The sequence below is a fragment of the Pseudogulbenkiania subflava DSM 22618 genome (assembly GCF_900177275.1).
GTDB lineage: Bacteria > Pseudomonadota > Gammaproteobacteria > Burkholderiales > Chromobacteriaceae > Pseudogulbenkiania > Pseudogulbenkiania subflava.
Genome location: NZ_FXAG01000004.1, coordinates 82,929 through 96,979 on the forward strand (window position 1 = coordinate 82,929; position 14,051 = coordinate 96,979).

Sequence of the window (14,051 nt, forward strand, 5' to 3'; positions counted from 1 at the left end):
CCAGCGCGCAGAATCCGGAATGGTCACGCAGTACATGAGGATTCCGTATCGCAGAGCGAATGACTGCGTGCCAATCTCTCGCTGAGCCAATCTGGAGTTTGGCACGCCGGAATGTGCCCAGCGAAAAATTTGCACGCAGCCTGCCTACACTCAAATGAAATGGGCACCTCAGGAGACAGCCATGACTCATACCGCTTTCATCGGCCTCGGCAACATGGGCGGGCCGATGGCCCTCAACCTCCTCCGCAAGGGCTTTTCCATCAAGGTCTTCGACCTCTCCACCGAGGCCATGCAAAGGTTGGCCGAAGCCGGCGCCGCAGTCGCCACCAGCGCCGCCGATTGCGTCGCCGGCGCCGACATCGTGCTGTCGATGCTGCCCGCCAGCCACCACGTCGAGGGCCTGTACCTGGGCGAAAACGGCCTGCTCGCCCAACTGCCCCAAGGCACGCTGGTGATCGACTGCAGCACCATCGCCGCCGCCAGCGCCATCAAGGTAGCCGAGGCCGCGCTCGCCGCCGGACTGCGCATGCTCGACGCGCCGGTATCGGGCGGCACCGCCGGCGCCGCCGCCGGCACCCTGACCTTCATCGTCGGCGGCGAAGCAGCCGACCTGGAACAGGCCCGCCCGCTGTTCGAGGCGATGGGCAAGAACGTGTTTCTCGCCGGTGGCCACGGCGCCGGCCAGAGCGCCAAGATCTGCAACAACATGATGCTCGGCATCCTGATGGCCGGCACCGCCGAGGCACTGGCGCTGGGGGTCAAGAGCGGGCTCGACCCCAAGGTGCTGTCCGAGATCATGGCCAAGAGCTCCGGCCGCAACTGGGCGCTGGAACTGTACAACCCCTGGCCTGGGGTGATGGAAAACGCACCGGCCAGCCGCGGCTACAGCGGCGGCTTCATGGCGGAACTGATGCTGAAGGACCTGGGCCTGGCCGAGCAGGCGGCGCTGGCCTGCCACGCCGCCAACCCGCTCGGCGCCCTGGCGCGCAACCTGTACGAGGAGCACGTCGCCGACGGCCACGGCAAGCTCGATTTCTCCAGCATCCTCAAGCGCTTCTACCGCAGCTGAGCGGCAGGCCATCCGGCCACTTTCGGCCCCCGTCTCTGCCCTCATCCGGGGAGGCGGCCGGATTGCCGCTCCTGCACGCGAGAGTCACGCCCTGCCCGGTCTCCAGTCAGATCGTACCTCGCAAGCGCTCAGCCGCAGCGCTTGGCCAACTGCTGCGGGTCGCTCACGTAAGGATTGCCGCTGCCCTGCAACGCCACGATGCGCGCTTCGCGCTGGCGCTCCCATTCGTCCACCGGATAGGTCTTGGCCCAGGCGCACATCAGTTGGCGATCCTGGCTGCTCATGCGCAGGCCGTACTGGTCATGCATGTAAAGGGTGATGCGTGCGGCGCGTCCGCGCACCTCTTCGCGCGGCTGCACACGCCGGTTCTTGAAGTCGACGATGGTCCGGCACTGGCCGTACATCGGGGTCGGATTGCGCGTCCAGGCGCCGTAAGACAGGTTGCCGCGATCACCGTTGACCTCGCCTACTGCTGGCACCAGGTTGTTCAGATCGCCCTCGGCCATGCGGAATACCGCGTCGGTGGCCACGCAGTTCTTGCGCCCACCCTGCTGCCAGCATTGCCGCTGATGCCCCAGTACCCACGCCGGCACCACGTGCTCCCACTCGATGCGGCTGGCACGCGCGGCATTCTTGCGCGGCTGATACCCGCAGGAAGCGAAATCGACGTCCTTGCCGCTGTACTTGCAGCCGCAGTAGAAGTCTTCCTCCATGCCGGCAAAGACCTCCGGCAACACTCTCTTGGCGTTGTTGAAGTCGCGGTGACCCACGCTGCGCTTGCCGGATACCAACGTGACCGCTTCGGCGGTGGGCGGAGTGTAGGTGGAAACGTCGCTGGCGACGGGGGAGGGACGGTCATGGCCGAGGCAGGCACTCAGCAGCAGGGGCAACAGCAATAGCAGCAAGCGTTTCATGGCGGGTGGCAGGCAAAAAACCGCCACCCTAGCCCGCCCGCTCAGGACAACTCAAGCGCAGGAAACAAATATAAACAATTTAAAATAATGCCAAATAGATGGTTTATTTCAAAACAAATACTTGCAAATCATGCTGTGCTACGCACCTCGTAGCCGCGCTTGACCAATTCCTTCTCCAGTTCCGACAAAGCGATGTCGACCAGCGCCGGCTGGCCGCTGAAGCCGAACTCGATGTGCATCTGAGGAATGGCCTCGTTGCCGAAGTTGGGCAAGCTGGACAGCTTCAGCGTCGGGTAGCGCGCACTGAGCGCCTCCATCAGCCCGATCAGGTCGCCCTCGCGGGCATTGATGGCGATCACGCTACGCTCGACATCCGGCACATCGTTCCGCAGGTGCGGGTAGTGCGTATCGAGCACCCACTCGATCATCGGCCACGCCATGGCCGGGAAACCCGGCACGAAATGCACGTCATGCACCGAGAACCCCGCGATACGGTTGACCGGATTCGGGATTAGGCGCGCGCCGAGCGGGAATGCCCCCATATTGATACGGTGCGGATAGGCCTCCTCGCCGAAACGCTCCTCGATAATGGCGCGCGCCTCCGGGTGCACCACCAGCTCGACACCCAGTGCACGGGCAGCACAGCCACGGGTATGGTCATCCGGGGTGGCGCCAATGCCGCCGAAGCTGAACACCAGGTCGCCACTGGCGAAAGCGCGCTTCAACGCCGCCTCGATCCGACGCGGATCGTCCCCGAGGTACTCGGCCGCCGCAAGGCGCATGCCGCGTGCGGCCAGGATGCGGATCAGCGCCTGCAAATGCTTGTCCTGGCGCTTTCCGGACAACAATTCGTCGCCGATGATGATGGCTGCTACCTGCATGACTGGCTCCTGTCAGAGTGCTTGTGAATAAATCTGCTGCGCACCCCATCCGCCCCTGCGAGGCACGCCGCCCACCGGCACGACGGGGCTTCGGCACTAGCGGCAACGCCGTTCGCCGGCGCAATCAGGATTTGAGATGCGAGACCGAACGGAGCACCCCGGTCCCCCGTTCACGTACGGCATAATACAGCCGCCCCACCCATTCGCGCAGCGCGGCATGCGTCTCCTGCATCGCCCGCCCGGAAGGCAGGTACCACATCACGCCACCGCCATCGTAGCGCACGAGCCCGGTCGGTGCCGGCAGCACCTTCAGGCCCTGCTCTTCAAACAGCGGCACGGCCCGTGCCAGGTGCCAGCCCTGGCTCACCAGCGTGATGGAACGCACGCCGTCGGCCTTGAGTAGCTGCGCCGACAGGCGCGCGTTGTCAAACGTGGTATCCGAGCCCTGCTCGACCCAGCGCGGGTGCAAGCCGTAATCGCTCGCCAAGGTGCGGGCCATCACCGGCGCCTCCGCCTCGCCCCCCAGCGGCGCACCGCCGCTGACCAGCACGGGACGGCCACTGTGCCGCGCCAGGTAGGCGGCATAACGCAGCCGCATCAGGGTATCGGCCGATGGCTCGTTACGACCGTATTCCGGCGCCGGTTTCTTGCCTCCCCCCAATACCACGATGGCACCGGTCTCCCGCACCTGGGACAGCGCCACCAGCGGGTAACGCTCGAGCGAACGGTTCAGCCACATCGCCATCTGCGGGGTCGCCAAGGCATACGACAAGCCCAGCGCGAGTGCAACGACCACACTCCCCGCCCCCGGATGGCGCCGCCTCAGCCACAGCCCCAGCAGAACGAGCAGGATGACGTTGAGCGGGGGCAATAAAAAAGCCCCGAGGAGCTGGTGAACCAGCACGCCGGGGCCAAGAGTCGCATTCATTGTCAGCTCGGATCAGCCGCCCAGATAGGCGTTGCGCACCCGCTCGTCGTCCAGCAGCTCACGCGCCGGGCCGCTCATGGTGATGCGGCCGCTTTCCATCACATAACCGCGCTGGCTGATCTCCAGCGCCAGCTTGGCGTTCTGCTCCACCAGCAGCATCGTCACGCCCTGCGCCGAGATCATCTGGATGATCTCGAAGATCTTCTGCACGATGATCGGCGCCAGACCCATCGACGGTTCGTCCAGCAGCAACAGCTTGGGCTTGGACAAGATCGCCCGCCCCATCGCCACCATCTGCTGCTCGCCGCCCGACAGCGTGCCGGCCAGTTGCTTGAAGCGTTCCTTCAGGCGCGGGAACAGCTCGTAGACGTGTTCCAGCTCGTTCTGGATCGCCGCCTTGTCGTCGCGGTAGAACGCGCCCATCAGCAGATTCTCTTCCACCGTCAGCTTGGCGAAGATGCCGCGGCCCTCCGGCACCATGGCCAGGCCGTGGCGCACGAAGTTGTGCGCCGGAATCCCGGCGGTTTCCTTGCCGTCGTAGACGATGCTGCCGCCGGACTTCTTCTCCATCCCCACCAGCGTGCGCAGCGTCGAGGTCTTGCCGGCGCCGTTGGCACCGATCAGCGTCACCAGTTCGCCCTGCTCGATGTGCAGGTCGATCCCCTTCACCGCATGGATGCCGCCGTACGACACCTGCAGGTTCTTCACGTCCAAGAGACTCATGCGTGGGCCGCTCCCAGGTAGGCTTCAATCACTTTCGGGTCCTTGCGCACCACTTCCGGCACGCCTTCGGCGATCTTCTTGCCGTAGTCGAGTACGGCGATGCGGTCGCACAGGCCCATCATCAGCTTCACGTCGTGCTCGATCAGCAGCACGGTCACGCCGTCCTTGCGGATCTTTTCCATCAGCACCTTGAGGTCTTCGGTTTCGCTCGGGTTCATGCCGGCGGCCGGTTCGTCGAGCGCCAGCAGCTTGGGCTCGGTGGCCAGCGCACGGGCGATCTCGAGGCGGCGCTGGTGGCCGTACGACAGGTTGCGGGCGCGCTCCTGAGCGACGTCGGTGATGCCGACGTAGGCCAACAGCTCCCACGCCTTGGCTTCGATCGCCTTCTCTTCCGCCATGGTCTTGCGGTCGCGCAGGATCGCGCCCAGGGCGTTGGCCTTGGAGCGGATGTGACGGCCCACCATGACGTTTTCCAGCGCGGTCATCTCGCCGAACAGGCGGATGTTCTGGAAGGTCCGGGCGATGCCGGTACCCACCACCACGTGCGGTTTGGCGCGGAACAGGTCCTGGCCGTCGAAGGTGAAGGTGCCTTCGTCCGGCTGGTAGAGACCGGTCAGCACGTTGAACAGCGTGGTCTTGCCGGCGCCGTTCGGGCCGATCAGGCCGTAGATCTCACCCTTGTTGATGGTCAGACCGACATTATTCAGGGCATGCAGGCCGCCAAAGCGCTTGTTGATGCCTTCGATTTTCAGCAGAGCGTGTGCCATGGCTTAACCTTTCTTCGCGTCGTCAAACTCGGCCTTGCGGCGCTTGGACGGCCACATGCCTTCCGGACGCAGCAACATCATCACCACCAGCGCCAGGCCGAAGATCAGCATGCGGGCGTTTTCCGGGTCGATCAGCATGCGACCAAAGGTGTGCATCTGCAGCGGGCCGATCACGTCGCGCAGTACTTCTGGCGCCACGGTCAGCACCACCGCGCCGAGGATCACGCCCGGGATGTGGCCCATGCCGCCCAGCACGATCATCGCCAGGATCATCACCGATTCCAGCAGACCGAACGATTCCGGCGAGATGAAGCCCTGGAACGAGGCGAACAGACCACCGGCGACACCACCCGACAGCGCGCCCAGCGAGAACGCCAAGAGCTTGATGTTGCGGATGTTGAGACCCATCGCGGCGGCGGCGATCGAGTCTTCACGCATCGCCACCCAAGCACGGCCGATGCGCGAGTGCTGCAGGCGCCAGGCCATGATCACCACCAGCACGGTCAGCGCCAGGAAGAAGTAGTAGTAGAGGTAGACGCTGTTGAAGCTGTGGCCGGCGATCTCCAGCGACTTGCCGAACGACAGCCCGCCCACCTTGACCGGGTCGATCAGGTTGATGCCCTGCGGGCCGTTGGTGATGTTGATCGGCGCGTTCAGGTTGTTCATGAAGATACGCACGATCTCACCGAAGCCCAGCGTCACGATCGCCAGGTAGTCGCCCTTCAGGCGCAGCACCGGGGTGCCCAGCAGGATGCCGAAGAACGCCGCCACCAGCGCCCCAAGGGGGATGGTGATGTAGAACGGCAGGTGGATGCCGAAGTGCGGCGAGCCCAGCAGCGCGAAGGTGTAGGCACCGACGGCGTAGAAGGCGATGAAGCCCAGGTCCAGCAGGCCGGCGAAGCCGACCACGATGTTCAGGCCCAGTGCCAGCATCACGTACAGCAGCGCGAAGTCGATGATGCGCAGCCACGAGTTGCCCAGCAGGCCGCCGACGACGAACGGCAGCACCGCGAGCACGATGGCCGATACCAGGAACAGGCCGACCTTCTTGTTGGTGTCGAGCTTGTTCATTTCTAGTGCCATGGTCATGTTTGTTTCTCCTCTTCGATCAGGCACGGTCGGCCATTTTTTCGCCCAGCAGGCCGGACGGACGGAAGATCAGCACCAGGATCAGCACCATGAAGGCGAAGATGTCCTGGTAGTGGCTGCCGAGGAAGCCGCCGGTCAGGGTGCCGATGTAGCCAGCGCCCAAGCTCTCGATGATGCCGAGCAGGATGCCGCCCGCCACTGCACCGCCGAGGTTGCCGATGCCGCCCAGTACCGCCGCGGTGAACGCCTTCAGGCCGATCAGGAAGCCCATGTAGTAGTGGGCCTGGTCGTAGTTGGTGGCGACCATGACGCCGGCGATGGCGCCCAGCGCCGAGCCCAGCATGAAGGTGGAGGAGATGATGGTGTTGACGTTGACTCCCATCAGCGAGGCCACGCCCGGGTTCTGGCTGGTGGCGCGCATGGCGCGGCCGAGCTTGGTCTTCTCGACCATGATCAACAGGCCGGCCATGATCACCAGGCACAGCACGATGATCATGACCTGCAGCACGGTGATGCTGGCGCCAAAGATCTCGACGGTGTCATGGCTCAGGATCGACGGGAACGGGATGTAGTTACGGCCCCAGATCAGGATGGCCACCTGCTGCAGCACGATCGATAGGCCGATCGCGGTGATCAGCGGCGCCAAGCGCGGTGCGTTGCGCAGCGGACGGTAGGCGACGCGTTCGATGGTGTAGCCGAGCAGCGCGCAGGCCGGGATGGCGATAACGAGGCCGATCAGTACCAGTATCGGCCCAGGCAGGTTGACTCCGGCCCCCATCAGCGAGGTCACGACGGTGATGGTGACCATAGCCCCCATCATCACCACTTCGCCATGGGCGAAGTTAATCAGCCCCATGATCCCGTACACCATGGTGTAGCCCAGCGCGATCAGCGCGTAGATGCTACCCAGCACGAGGCCATTGAGTATTTGTTGCAAAAAAATGTCCACGGTGGGAATTCTCCTTTGATGTGAAGACCCGGCGACACGACGGGGGTAGCCCTCTTCTCGTTATCGCCTATCTAGTGTCCGGTTGATGACTTTTGCTGTCACTATCCGGAAACTTCGGCGGATTATGCGTGTGTCTACAATCGACTGTCAATCTTAACAATAGCCCCAAAAACCCCTAAAGAATCGGCCCAAAGACACAATGCAAGCCTTTGTTTTTTATGGTTTTTTTTAAACAAATCCGAAACACAAGTGAAACGCGCTGCACTGCACCAGAACAAAACATCGCACGCCCCGGATTGAACCGACGATTTTCCTGCAAATTTTCGATCAAATAGCGATTTTCCGTCACGATCCCCGATGGGCCAACAAGAAAACGCCGTAAAAACAAGATCTTCTCGTTGCTACTCGCGTCGAGCAACAGCAATTTTTGTTGTATACAAAATACAAAAGGCAACCCGCACCGGGCTGCCTTTTTTGCACCAGAACCGGACTCAAACCAGCTGGAAGGGGTACACCGCGCCAAGTCCCATGATTTGGGTCAATTCATCGAGCGCGGTGCGGCATTCCAGCAACAGTTGCGGGTCACCGAGGTCTTCCGGGGACAGGCGATCGCGATAATGCTTGTCCACCCAGGTGTTCAGCGAGCCGAACAACTGCTCGGACATCATCACGCGCGGGTTGACCGCGGCGATTTCCGGCTCGGACAAGGCCACGCGCAGACGCAGGCAGGCAGGCCCGCCACCGTTCTGCATGCTCTGCTTGAGATCGAACACGCGCACCTCGTTGATCGGGCCGCCCGAGGCCTTGAGCTTCTCCAGGTAGGCCCAGACCCGTTCGATATTGCGGCACTCTTCCGGCACCACAATGATCATGCCGCCGCCCGGTTTGGACAGCAGCTGGCTATTGAAGAGGTAGCTCTTCACCGCCTCCTCCACCGACACTTCGGCCTGCGGCACCTCGATGGCGATGAAATTGCCGCCTGCCGCCGCCAGCTTGCGGTCCAGCTCGGCCAGCACCTCGGCCTGATGCAGGAAGGACTTCTCGTGGTGGAACAGCACGTTGCGGTTACCGACCGAGATCACGTCATTGTGGAACACGCCGGCATCGATGGTGTCCGGGTCCTGCTGGGCGTAGACCACGCCCCCCTCCTTCAGGCCGTGCAGCCGGGCTACCGCCTGGCAGGCTTCCAGCGTCTGACGGGCCGGGAAGCGGGCCGGCGCAGGGTAGCGGCTGTCGAAAGCCGCGGCGCCGAACACGAAGAACTCCACGCCGGCACCATCGTACTCGTGGCAGAAGCGGGTATGGTTGGCCGCACCTTCGTCACCGAAGTGCATCTGCGCCGGCAGCGCCTCGTGCACCATGAAGCGCTCGCGGTCGGCAAACATCGCCTGCAGGATGCGGCGCGTGGTCGGGTGCTCGATCGAACGATGGAACTTGTTGTTCAGGTTGGCCGGGGTAAAGTGCACGCGGCCGTCGGCGGTGTCGCCGGACGGGCTGACGGTGGCCGCGTTGGCGGTCCACATGCAGGAGGCCGACGAGGCAGCCGCTAGGATGGCCGGCGCTTCCTTGGCGGCGCGCTCGACTACCTGGGCGTCGCTGCCGCTAAAGCCGAGACGGCGCAGGCTGGCCACATCCGGGCGCTCGTGCGGGGCCAGCACGCCCTGCTTGAAGCCCAGGTCGTGCAGCGCCTTCATCTTGGCCAGCCCCTGCTTGGCGGCCAGCTTCGGGTTGGACACGGCGTTCTGGTTGCCGGTGGAAGCGACGTTGCCGTAGGACAGGCCGCTGTAGTTGTGCGTCGGGCCAACCAGGCCGTCGAAGTTCACTTCAAAAGCGTTGCTCACAGTACGATCCCCGGAGAAAGTTGAGTCGGAACGGTCAAGCTGTCGCACTCCAGCGAAGCGACCGGCCAGGCGCAGTAATCGGCCGCGTAGTAGGCGCTCGGGCGATGGTTGCCCGAGGCGCCGATGCCGCCGAACGGTGCGGCGCTGGAGGCGCCGGTCAGCGGCTTGTTCCAGTTCACCACGCCGGCACGGCTTTCCTGCAGATAGCGCTCGTATTCGGCACGGTCGTCCGACAGTACGCCGCCGGCTAGGCCGAAGCGGGTGTCGTTGGCGATCTCAATGGCCTCGTCGAACGAGGTGTAGCGGATCACCTGTAGCAGCGGGCCGAAGAACTCGTCGTCCGGACGCTGCGCCGCGGTGGTGTCGATGATGCCCGGTGACAGAATGGCGCCGGTCTCGGACAGGCGACGCATTTCCAGCAGCACCTTGCCACCGTTCTCACGCAGCGTGGTCTGCGCCTTCAGCAGCGCGTCGGCCGCGGTGTTGGAAATCACCGAACCCATGAACGGAGCCGGCTCTTCGTTGTAGAGCCCCACCTTGAGCTTGGCCGCGACCTCGACCAAACGTCCAACGAAAGCATCACCCCACTCCCCTGCCGGCACCAGCAGACGGCGGGCACAGGTGCAGCGCTGGCCCGCCGACACGAAGGCGGACTGGATCACATGGTGCACGGCGGCATCGACCTCGGCCACCTTGCCGACGATCAGCGGGTTGTTGCCGCCCATCTCCAGCGCCAGTATCTTCTCCGGCTGGCCGCCGAAGGTCTTGTGCAGCAGGTTGCCGGTGGCCGAGCTGCCGGTGAAGAACAGGCCGTCGATGCCGGCATGGTTGGCCAAGGCGATGCCGGTTTCCTTGGCGCCCTGCGTCAGGTTGATCACGCCTGCCGGCAGACCAGCCTGCAACCACAGCTTGACCGTTTCCTCGGCGGTCCACGGCGTCAGCTCGGACGGCTTGAAGATCACGGTGTTGCCGGCCAAGAGCGCCGGCACGATATGGCCGTTGGGCAGGTGACCCGGGAAGTTGTACGGACCGAACACCGCCACCACGCCGTGCGGCTTGTGGCGCAATACCGCCTGGGCATCGCCCATGGCTGCGGCGCGCTCGCCGGTGCGCTCGTTGTACGATTTGATCGAGATGTCGACCTTGTTGACCATGGTGGTCACTTCGGTCAGCGCTTCCCACATCGGCTTGCCGGTTTCCTTGGCGATCACCTCGGCCAAGGCATTCTTGTTGGCAGCCAGAAGCTCGCCAAAACGACGGGCAATGGCCACCCGCTCGTCAAAAGAAGTCCGCGACCACCCCTTGAAGGCAGCGCGGGCGGCGACGACGGCGGCGGCGACCTGGGCAGCCGAAGCACCCTTGCCTTCCCAGATCACCTCGGCCGTGGCCGGGTTGGTTTTTTTCAACGGCTCGCCGTCACCGGCCAGCCAGGTTCCATTGATACACAGCGTTGTCATTTAGATAGTCTCCTTGGGCGAGAGCGTGACACAACGTACCGGGTCACCTTCGCCCACTTGCAGGGCGTGCGCCTCTTCGGGCGTCAGCAGAATCTCGTTATCGACGATGGTGGTTTCCGCCAGGATCACGCGGAAGCCTTCAAATTGGGTATTCGACACCAGCAGGTTCTTGCGCTCGCCCTCGACCGGAGCGGTCACGATGCGGACGCTGGCCATGACGCTCTGCTTCACGGCGCGAATTTCGCTGGTATAGGCCTGCACCGTCGGGCCGGCGTCGAAGATGTCGACGTACCCCTCGTAACGGAAGCCCTCGGACTCCAGCATGGCGACCGCCGGTCGGGTGTTCTCGTGGGTCTTCCCGATCACGGCCCGGGCTTCGGGCGGCAGGAAATCGATGTACACCGGGTGCTTGGGCATCAGCTCGGCGACGAAAGCCTTCTGCCCGACACCGGTCAGATAGTCGGCTTCGGCGAACTCCATGGAGAAGAAGTGCCGGCCCAGCGCCTCCCAGAACGGTGACTTGCCATCGCTATCGGAGACCCCGCGCATTTCGGCCACCACCATCTTGCCGAACAGGTCGGCGAACTGCGCCAAAAACAGGAAGCGGCTTTTCGACAGCAGCCCACCGTTGCGGTTGACGCGGTAATCCGGGTGCAGGAACAGCGTGCACAGTTCCGAATAGCCGGTATGGTCGTTGGACAGGAACAGAGTGTCGTGGCGCGAATAGACGTTCAACTCTTCCGAGGCGTGCACGATGGTGCCGACACGGTAGTTGTACCAAGGCTCGTGCAGGCCAACCGCCGCCTCCAGGGCGCAGATGCCGGCGACGGTGCCATTGCTGCTGTCTTCCAGCACGAACACGTAGCCTTGTTCGGCCAACTCGGCCTCACCGCTGAACGAGCGCACCGAGCGCAGGATGCGCTTGGCCAGACGTTCCTCGTTGATCGGCAGCGAGGTCAGACCCACGCCGGCACTGGCCGCCAATTTCATCAGCCCAGGCAGGTCATCGCGGGTAATGGGACGGATCACCATCATGATTGTTTCTCCTTGGCCTCGTGCAGCGGCACCACGCGCACCGGTTGGCCGTTCGATAGCGACAGCGCCTGGGCGACATCCTGAGTCATCAGCGCCACCCCGTTGACCAATGCCACGTTGGCCGCCACCGCGGCAAAGCGGTCGGTACAGCCATTGCTGAGCAGCATGGTCGTGGCGGACGGCGGCAGGCTGGCCAACACTTCAACCGGGTAGGTGCTACTGCATTCGACGGTCCACAGCCGGTCGACGTCGGCGGTCAGCACCGCGCCGCCGTCAAAGATGTCGAGATAGTTGTCGGCCTCGAAGCCCTCGCTGGTCAGCAGCATGAACGGCCGCTCGAAATCCGGGTGGACCTGGCCGATGGCGTTCTGCGCCTCGTCCGGCAGTAAGGGCACATAGATCGGGTAGGCCGGCATCAGTTCGGCGATGAAGGTCTTGCTGTGCGAGACGAAGGCCTGCTCCACCTGGATGAAATCCATATTGAAGAAGCGCCGGCCGATGGCGTTCCAGAACGGCGACTGCCCCTGCTCGTCATGGATGCCCTGCATCTCGGCGAGAATGCGCTTGCCGAAGCGCTCGCGCTGCCCGGCGATGAACAGCAGGCGGGCACGCGACAGCAGCTCGCTGCCAAGGTCAAGGTAGGCCGGGTCGGCGTAGAAGCCGCACAACTGCACCATCCCGGTCAGGTCGTGGCAGATATTCAGCACATGGATGCGGTTGTTGACCTTGAGCGGGCGCGAGGCGTGCACAAAGGTCTCGCTGCGATAGCTGTAGAAAGGTTCATCGAAACCGGCGGAAGCGCTGATCGAGGCGGTCCCCACCACCTCGCCGTGCTCTTCCAGCACGAACATATAGAATTCGCGGCCGGTATCCGGCACCGCCTCGTGCTCGAAAGCGCTGGCCGATTGCTGGATACGCTCGAACAGCTTGTCCCGGTCATTGGGCAAACTGGTCACGCCGATGCCGCTGGCCACTGCCATACGTTCGATTGCAGGCAGATCGGAGGTCCGGACTGGACGGACGACTAACATGGGCAAGCCCTCCCAAGCATGTCAAATCATTGTCGCGACGTTTTTCAGGCGCAGCCGTCCCCTACGACCTGCCCAGCCGGGCAGGTCGCGGGTGAAAAACGTCAATTGTTAAGAGAAGGGAGCGGGTTTAGCGGGCGCTAACCAGGCTGGCGATGGCGGCATCGAGGCGAGCGAGACCCTCGTCGATATCCTTGTCCTCGACCACCAGGGACGGCGCCAGGCGCACCACGTTCAGCCCTGCGACCAATACCATCAAGCGTTCTTTCTCGGCGGCCTTGAGGAAGTCCTTGGCACGGCCGGCGTACTCGTCGGCCAGCACGCAGCCGATCAACAAGCCCATGCCGCGCACGGTCTTGAACACGTGGTACTTGGCGTTGATAGCGTTCAGGCCGGTCACGAAACGATCATGCTTGGCGCGCACCCCCTCCAGCACTTCCGGACGGCTGACAATTTCGATCACCTTGCCGGCCACGGCGGACGCCAGCGGGTTGCCGCCATAGGTAGTGCCATGGGTGCCGACGCCCAGGCTCTTGGCGATAGCGGAGGTGGTCAGGATGGCGCCCACCGGGAAGCCGCCGCCCAGGCCCTTGGCCGAGGACAGGATGTCCGGAGTCACACCGTAAGACTGGTAGGCATACAGCGTGCCGCAACGGCCGACGCCGGTCTGCACTTCGTCGAAGATCAGCAGCGCGTTGTGCTGGTTGCACAGCTCGCGGGCCGCTTCCAGGTAGGCCTTGTCGGCCGGCAGCACGCCGCCTTCACCCTGCACCGGCTCAATCACCACGGCGCAGGTCTTGTCCGAGATCGCCTCTTTCAGTGCCTCGATGCTGTTGTACTCGACGTGGGTGATGCCGGCCGGATTGGGACCGAAACCCTCGCTGTACTTCGGCTGGCCGCCGACGTTGACGGTGAACACCGTACGGCCATGGAACGAGTTCTTGCAGGAAATGATTTCGTACTTGTCGGCACCGAAGTGATCGGTGGCGTACTTGCGGGCCAGTTTGAAGGCCGCTTCGTTGGCTTCGGCACCGGAGTTGCACAGGAACACACGCTCGGCAAAGGTCAGCTCGGTCAGACGGGTTGCCAGTTGCAGCGCCGGTTCGTTGGTGAAGACATTGGACAGGTGCCAGAGCTTGTTGCCCTGCTCGGTCAGCGCGGCTACCAGCTCCGGATGGCAGTGACCGAGCGAATTGACGGCGATGCCGCCGGCGAAATCGATGTACTCATTGCCCTGCTGATCCCATACACGGGAACCCAGCCCTTTCACCGGAATGAACTCGACGGGAGAGTAGTTGGGGACCATGACCTGGTCGAAGGTGGCGCGGGTAACAGCATTGCTCATCTTGATAGTTCCTTCGTGCAGTAAC

General features: G+C 63.5%; 13 protein-coding genes. 1 reads left to right on the forward strand and 12 read right to left on the reverse strand.

The annotated features are described in order from the left end of the window. Window positions 1–181 precede the first annotated feature (181 nt). A complete protein-coding gene (gene mmsB, locus B9N72_RS05030; protein ID WP_085275336.1) occupies window positions 182–1,069 on the forward strand; it encodes a 3-hydroxyisobutyrate dehydrogenase in 888 nt (295 codons plus the stop codon). Between the two features lie 128 nt (window positions 1,070–1,197). Here mmsB and B9N72_RS05035 read toward each other — a convergent pair whose 3' ends face one another. The 12 genes from B9N72_RS05035 to B9N72_RS05090 all read right to left on the reverse strand — a co-directional run bounded on the left by B9N72_RS05035 (window position 1,198) and on the right by B9N72_RS05090 (window position 14,026). Continuing rightward, window positions 1,198–1,983, reverse strand: a complete 786-nt coding sequence (locus tag B9N72_RS05035; RefSeq protein WP_085275337.1) for an endonuclease — start codon at window positions 1,981–1,983, stop codon at window positions 1,198–1,200. A 128-nt stretch (window positions 1,984–2,111) separates the two neighbouring features. Continuing rightward, window positions 2,112–2,864, reverse strand: a complete 753-nt coding sequence (locus tag B9N72_RS05040) for a competence/damage-inducible protein A (RefSeq protein WP_085275338.1) — start codon at window positions 2,862–2,864, stop codon at window positions 2,112–2,114. Window positions 2,865–2,988: 124 nt separating this feature from the next. Further along, window positions 2,989–3,792 carry a YdcF family protein gene (locus tag B9N72_RS05045; RefSeq protein WP_085275339.1) on the reverse strand — a complete coding sequence of 268 codons (804 nt, stop codon included), beginning with the start codon at window positions 3,790–3,792 and terminating at the stop codon, window positions 2,989–2,991. 12 nt (window positions 3,793–3,804) lie between these two features. After that, on the reverse strand, window positions 3,805–4,515 hold the full coding sequence (locus B9N72_RS05050) for an ABC transporter ATP-binding protein (protein WP_085275340.1): 711 nt from the start codon (window positions 4,513–4,515) through the stop codon (window positions 3,805–3,807). Next, window positions 4,512–5,282, reverse strand: a complete 771-nt coding sequence (locus tag B9N72_RS05055; RefSeq protein WP_085275341.1) for an ABC transporter ATP-binding protein — start codon at window positions 5,280–5,282, stop codon at window positions 4,512–4,514. The genes B9N72_RS05050 and B9N72_RS05055 overlap by 4 nt, the downstream gene beginning before the upstream one ends. A 3-nt stretch (window positions 5,283–5,285) precedes the next feature. Further along, window positions 5,286–6,371 (reverse strand): ABC transporter permease subunit, encoded by a 1,086-nt coding sequence (locus tag B9N72_RS05060; protein ID WP_085275342.1) that lies wholly within the window; start codon window positions 6,369–6,371, stop codon window positions 5,286–5,288. Window positions 6,372–6,390: 19 nt separating this feature from the next. Further along, complete coding sequence (locus B9N72_RS05065) at window positions 6,391–7,320, reverse strand: branched-chain amino acid ABC transporter permease (protein WP_085275343.1); 930 nt, start codon at window positions 7,318–7,320, stop codon at window positions 6,391–6,393. Window positions 7,321–7,811: 491 nt separating this feature from the next. Then, window positions 7,812–9,161, reverse strand: a complete 1,350-nt coding sequence (gene astB, locus B9N72_RS05070; RefSeq protein WP_085275344.1) for an N-succinylarginine dihydrolase — start codon at window positions 9,159–9,161, stop codon at window positions 7,812–7,814. Then, window positions 9,158–10,618 carry a succinylglutamate-semialdehyde dehydrogenase gene (gene astD / locus B9N72_RS05075; protein ID WP_085275345.1) on the reverse strand — a complete coding sequence of 487 codons (1,461 nt, stop codon included), beginning with the start codon at window positions 10,616–10,618 and terminating at the stop codon, window positions 9,158–9,160. The genes astB and astD overlap by 4 nt, the downstream gene beginning before the upstream one ends. Beyond that, window positions 10,619–11,653: an arginine N-succinyltransferase gene (gene astA, locus B9N72_RS05080; RefSeq protein WP_085275346.1), complete on the reverse strand. Its 1,035-nt coding sequence runs from the start codon at window positions 11,651–11,653 to the stop codon at window positions 10,619–10,621. Next, the gene (aruF, locus tag B9N72_RS05085; protein ID WP_085275347.1) at window positions 11,650–12,684 is read right to left on the reverse strand and encodes an arginine/ornithine succinyltransferase subunit alpha; all 1,035 of its coding nucleotides are present in this window, start codon (window positions 12,682–12,684) and stop codon (window positions 11,650–11,652) included. The genes astA and aruF overlap by 4 nt, the downstream gene beginning before the upstream one ends. Before the next feature lie 127 nt (window positions 12,685–12,811). Beyond that, window positions 12,812–14,026, reverse strand: coding sequence for an aspartate aminotransferase family protein (locus tag B9N72_RS05090; RefSeq protein WP_200810876.1), 1,215 nt, complete (start codon window positions 14,024–14,026; stop codon window positions 12,812–12,814). Window positions 14,027–14,051: the final 25 nt, after the last annotated feature.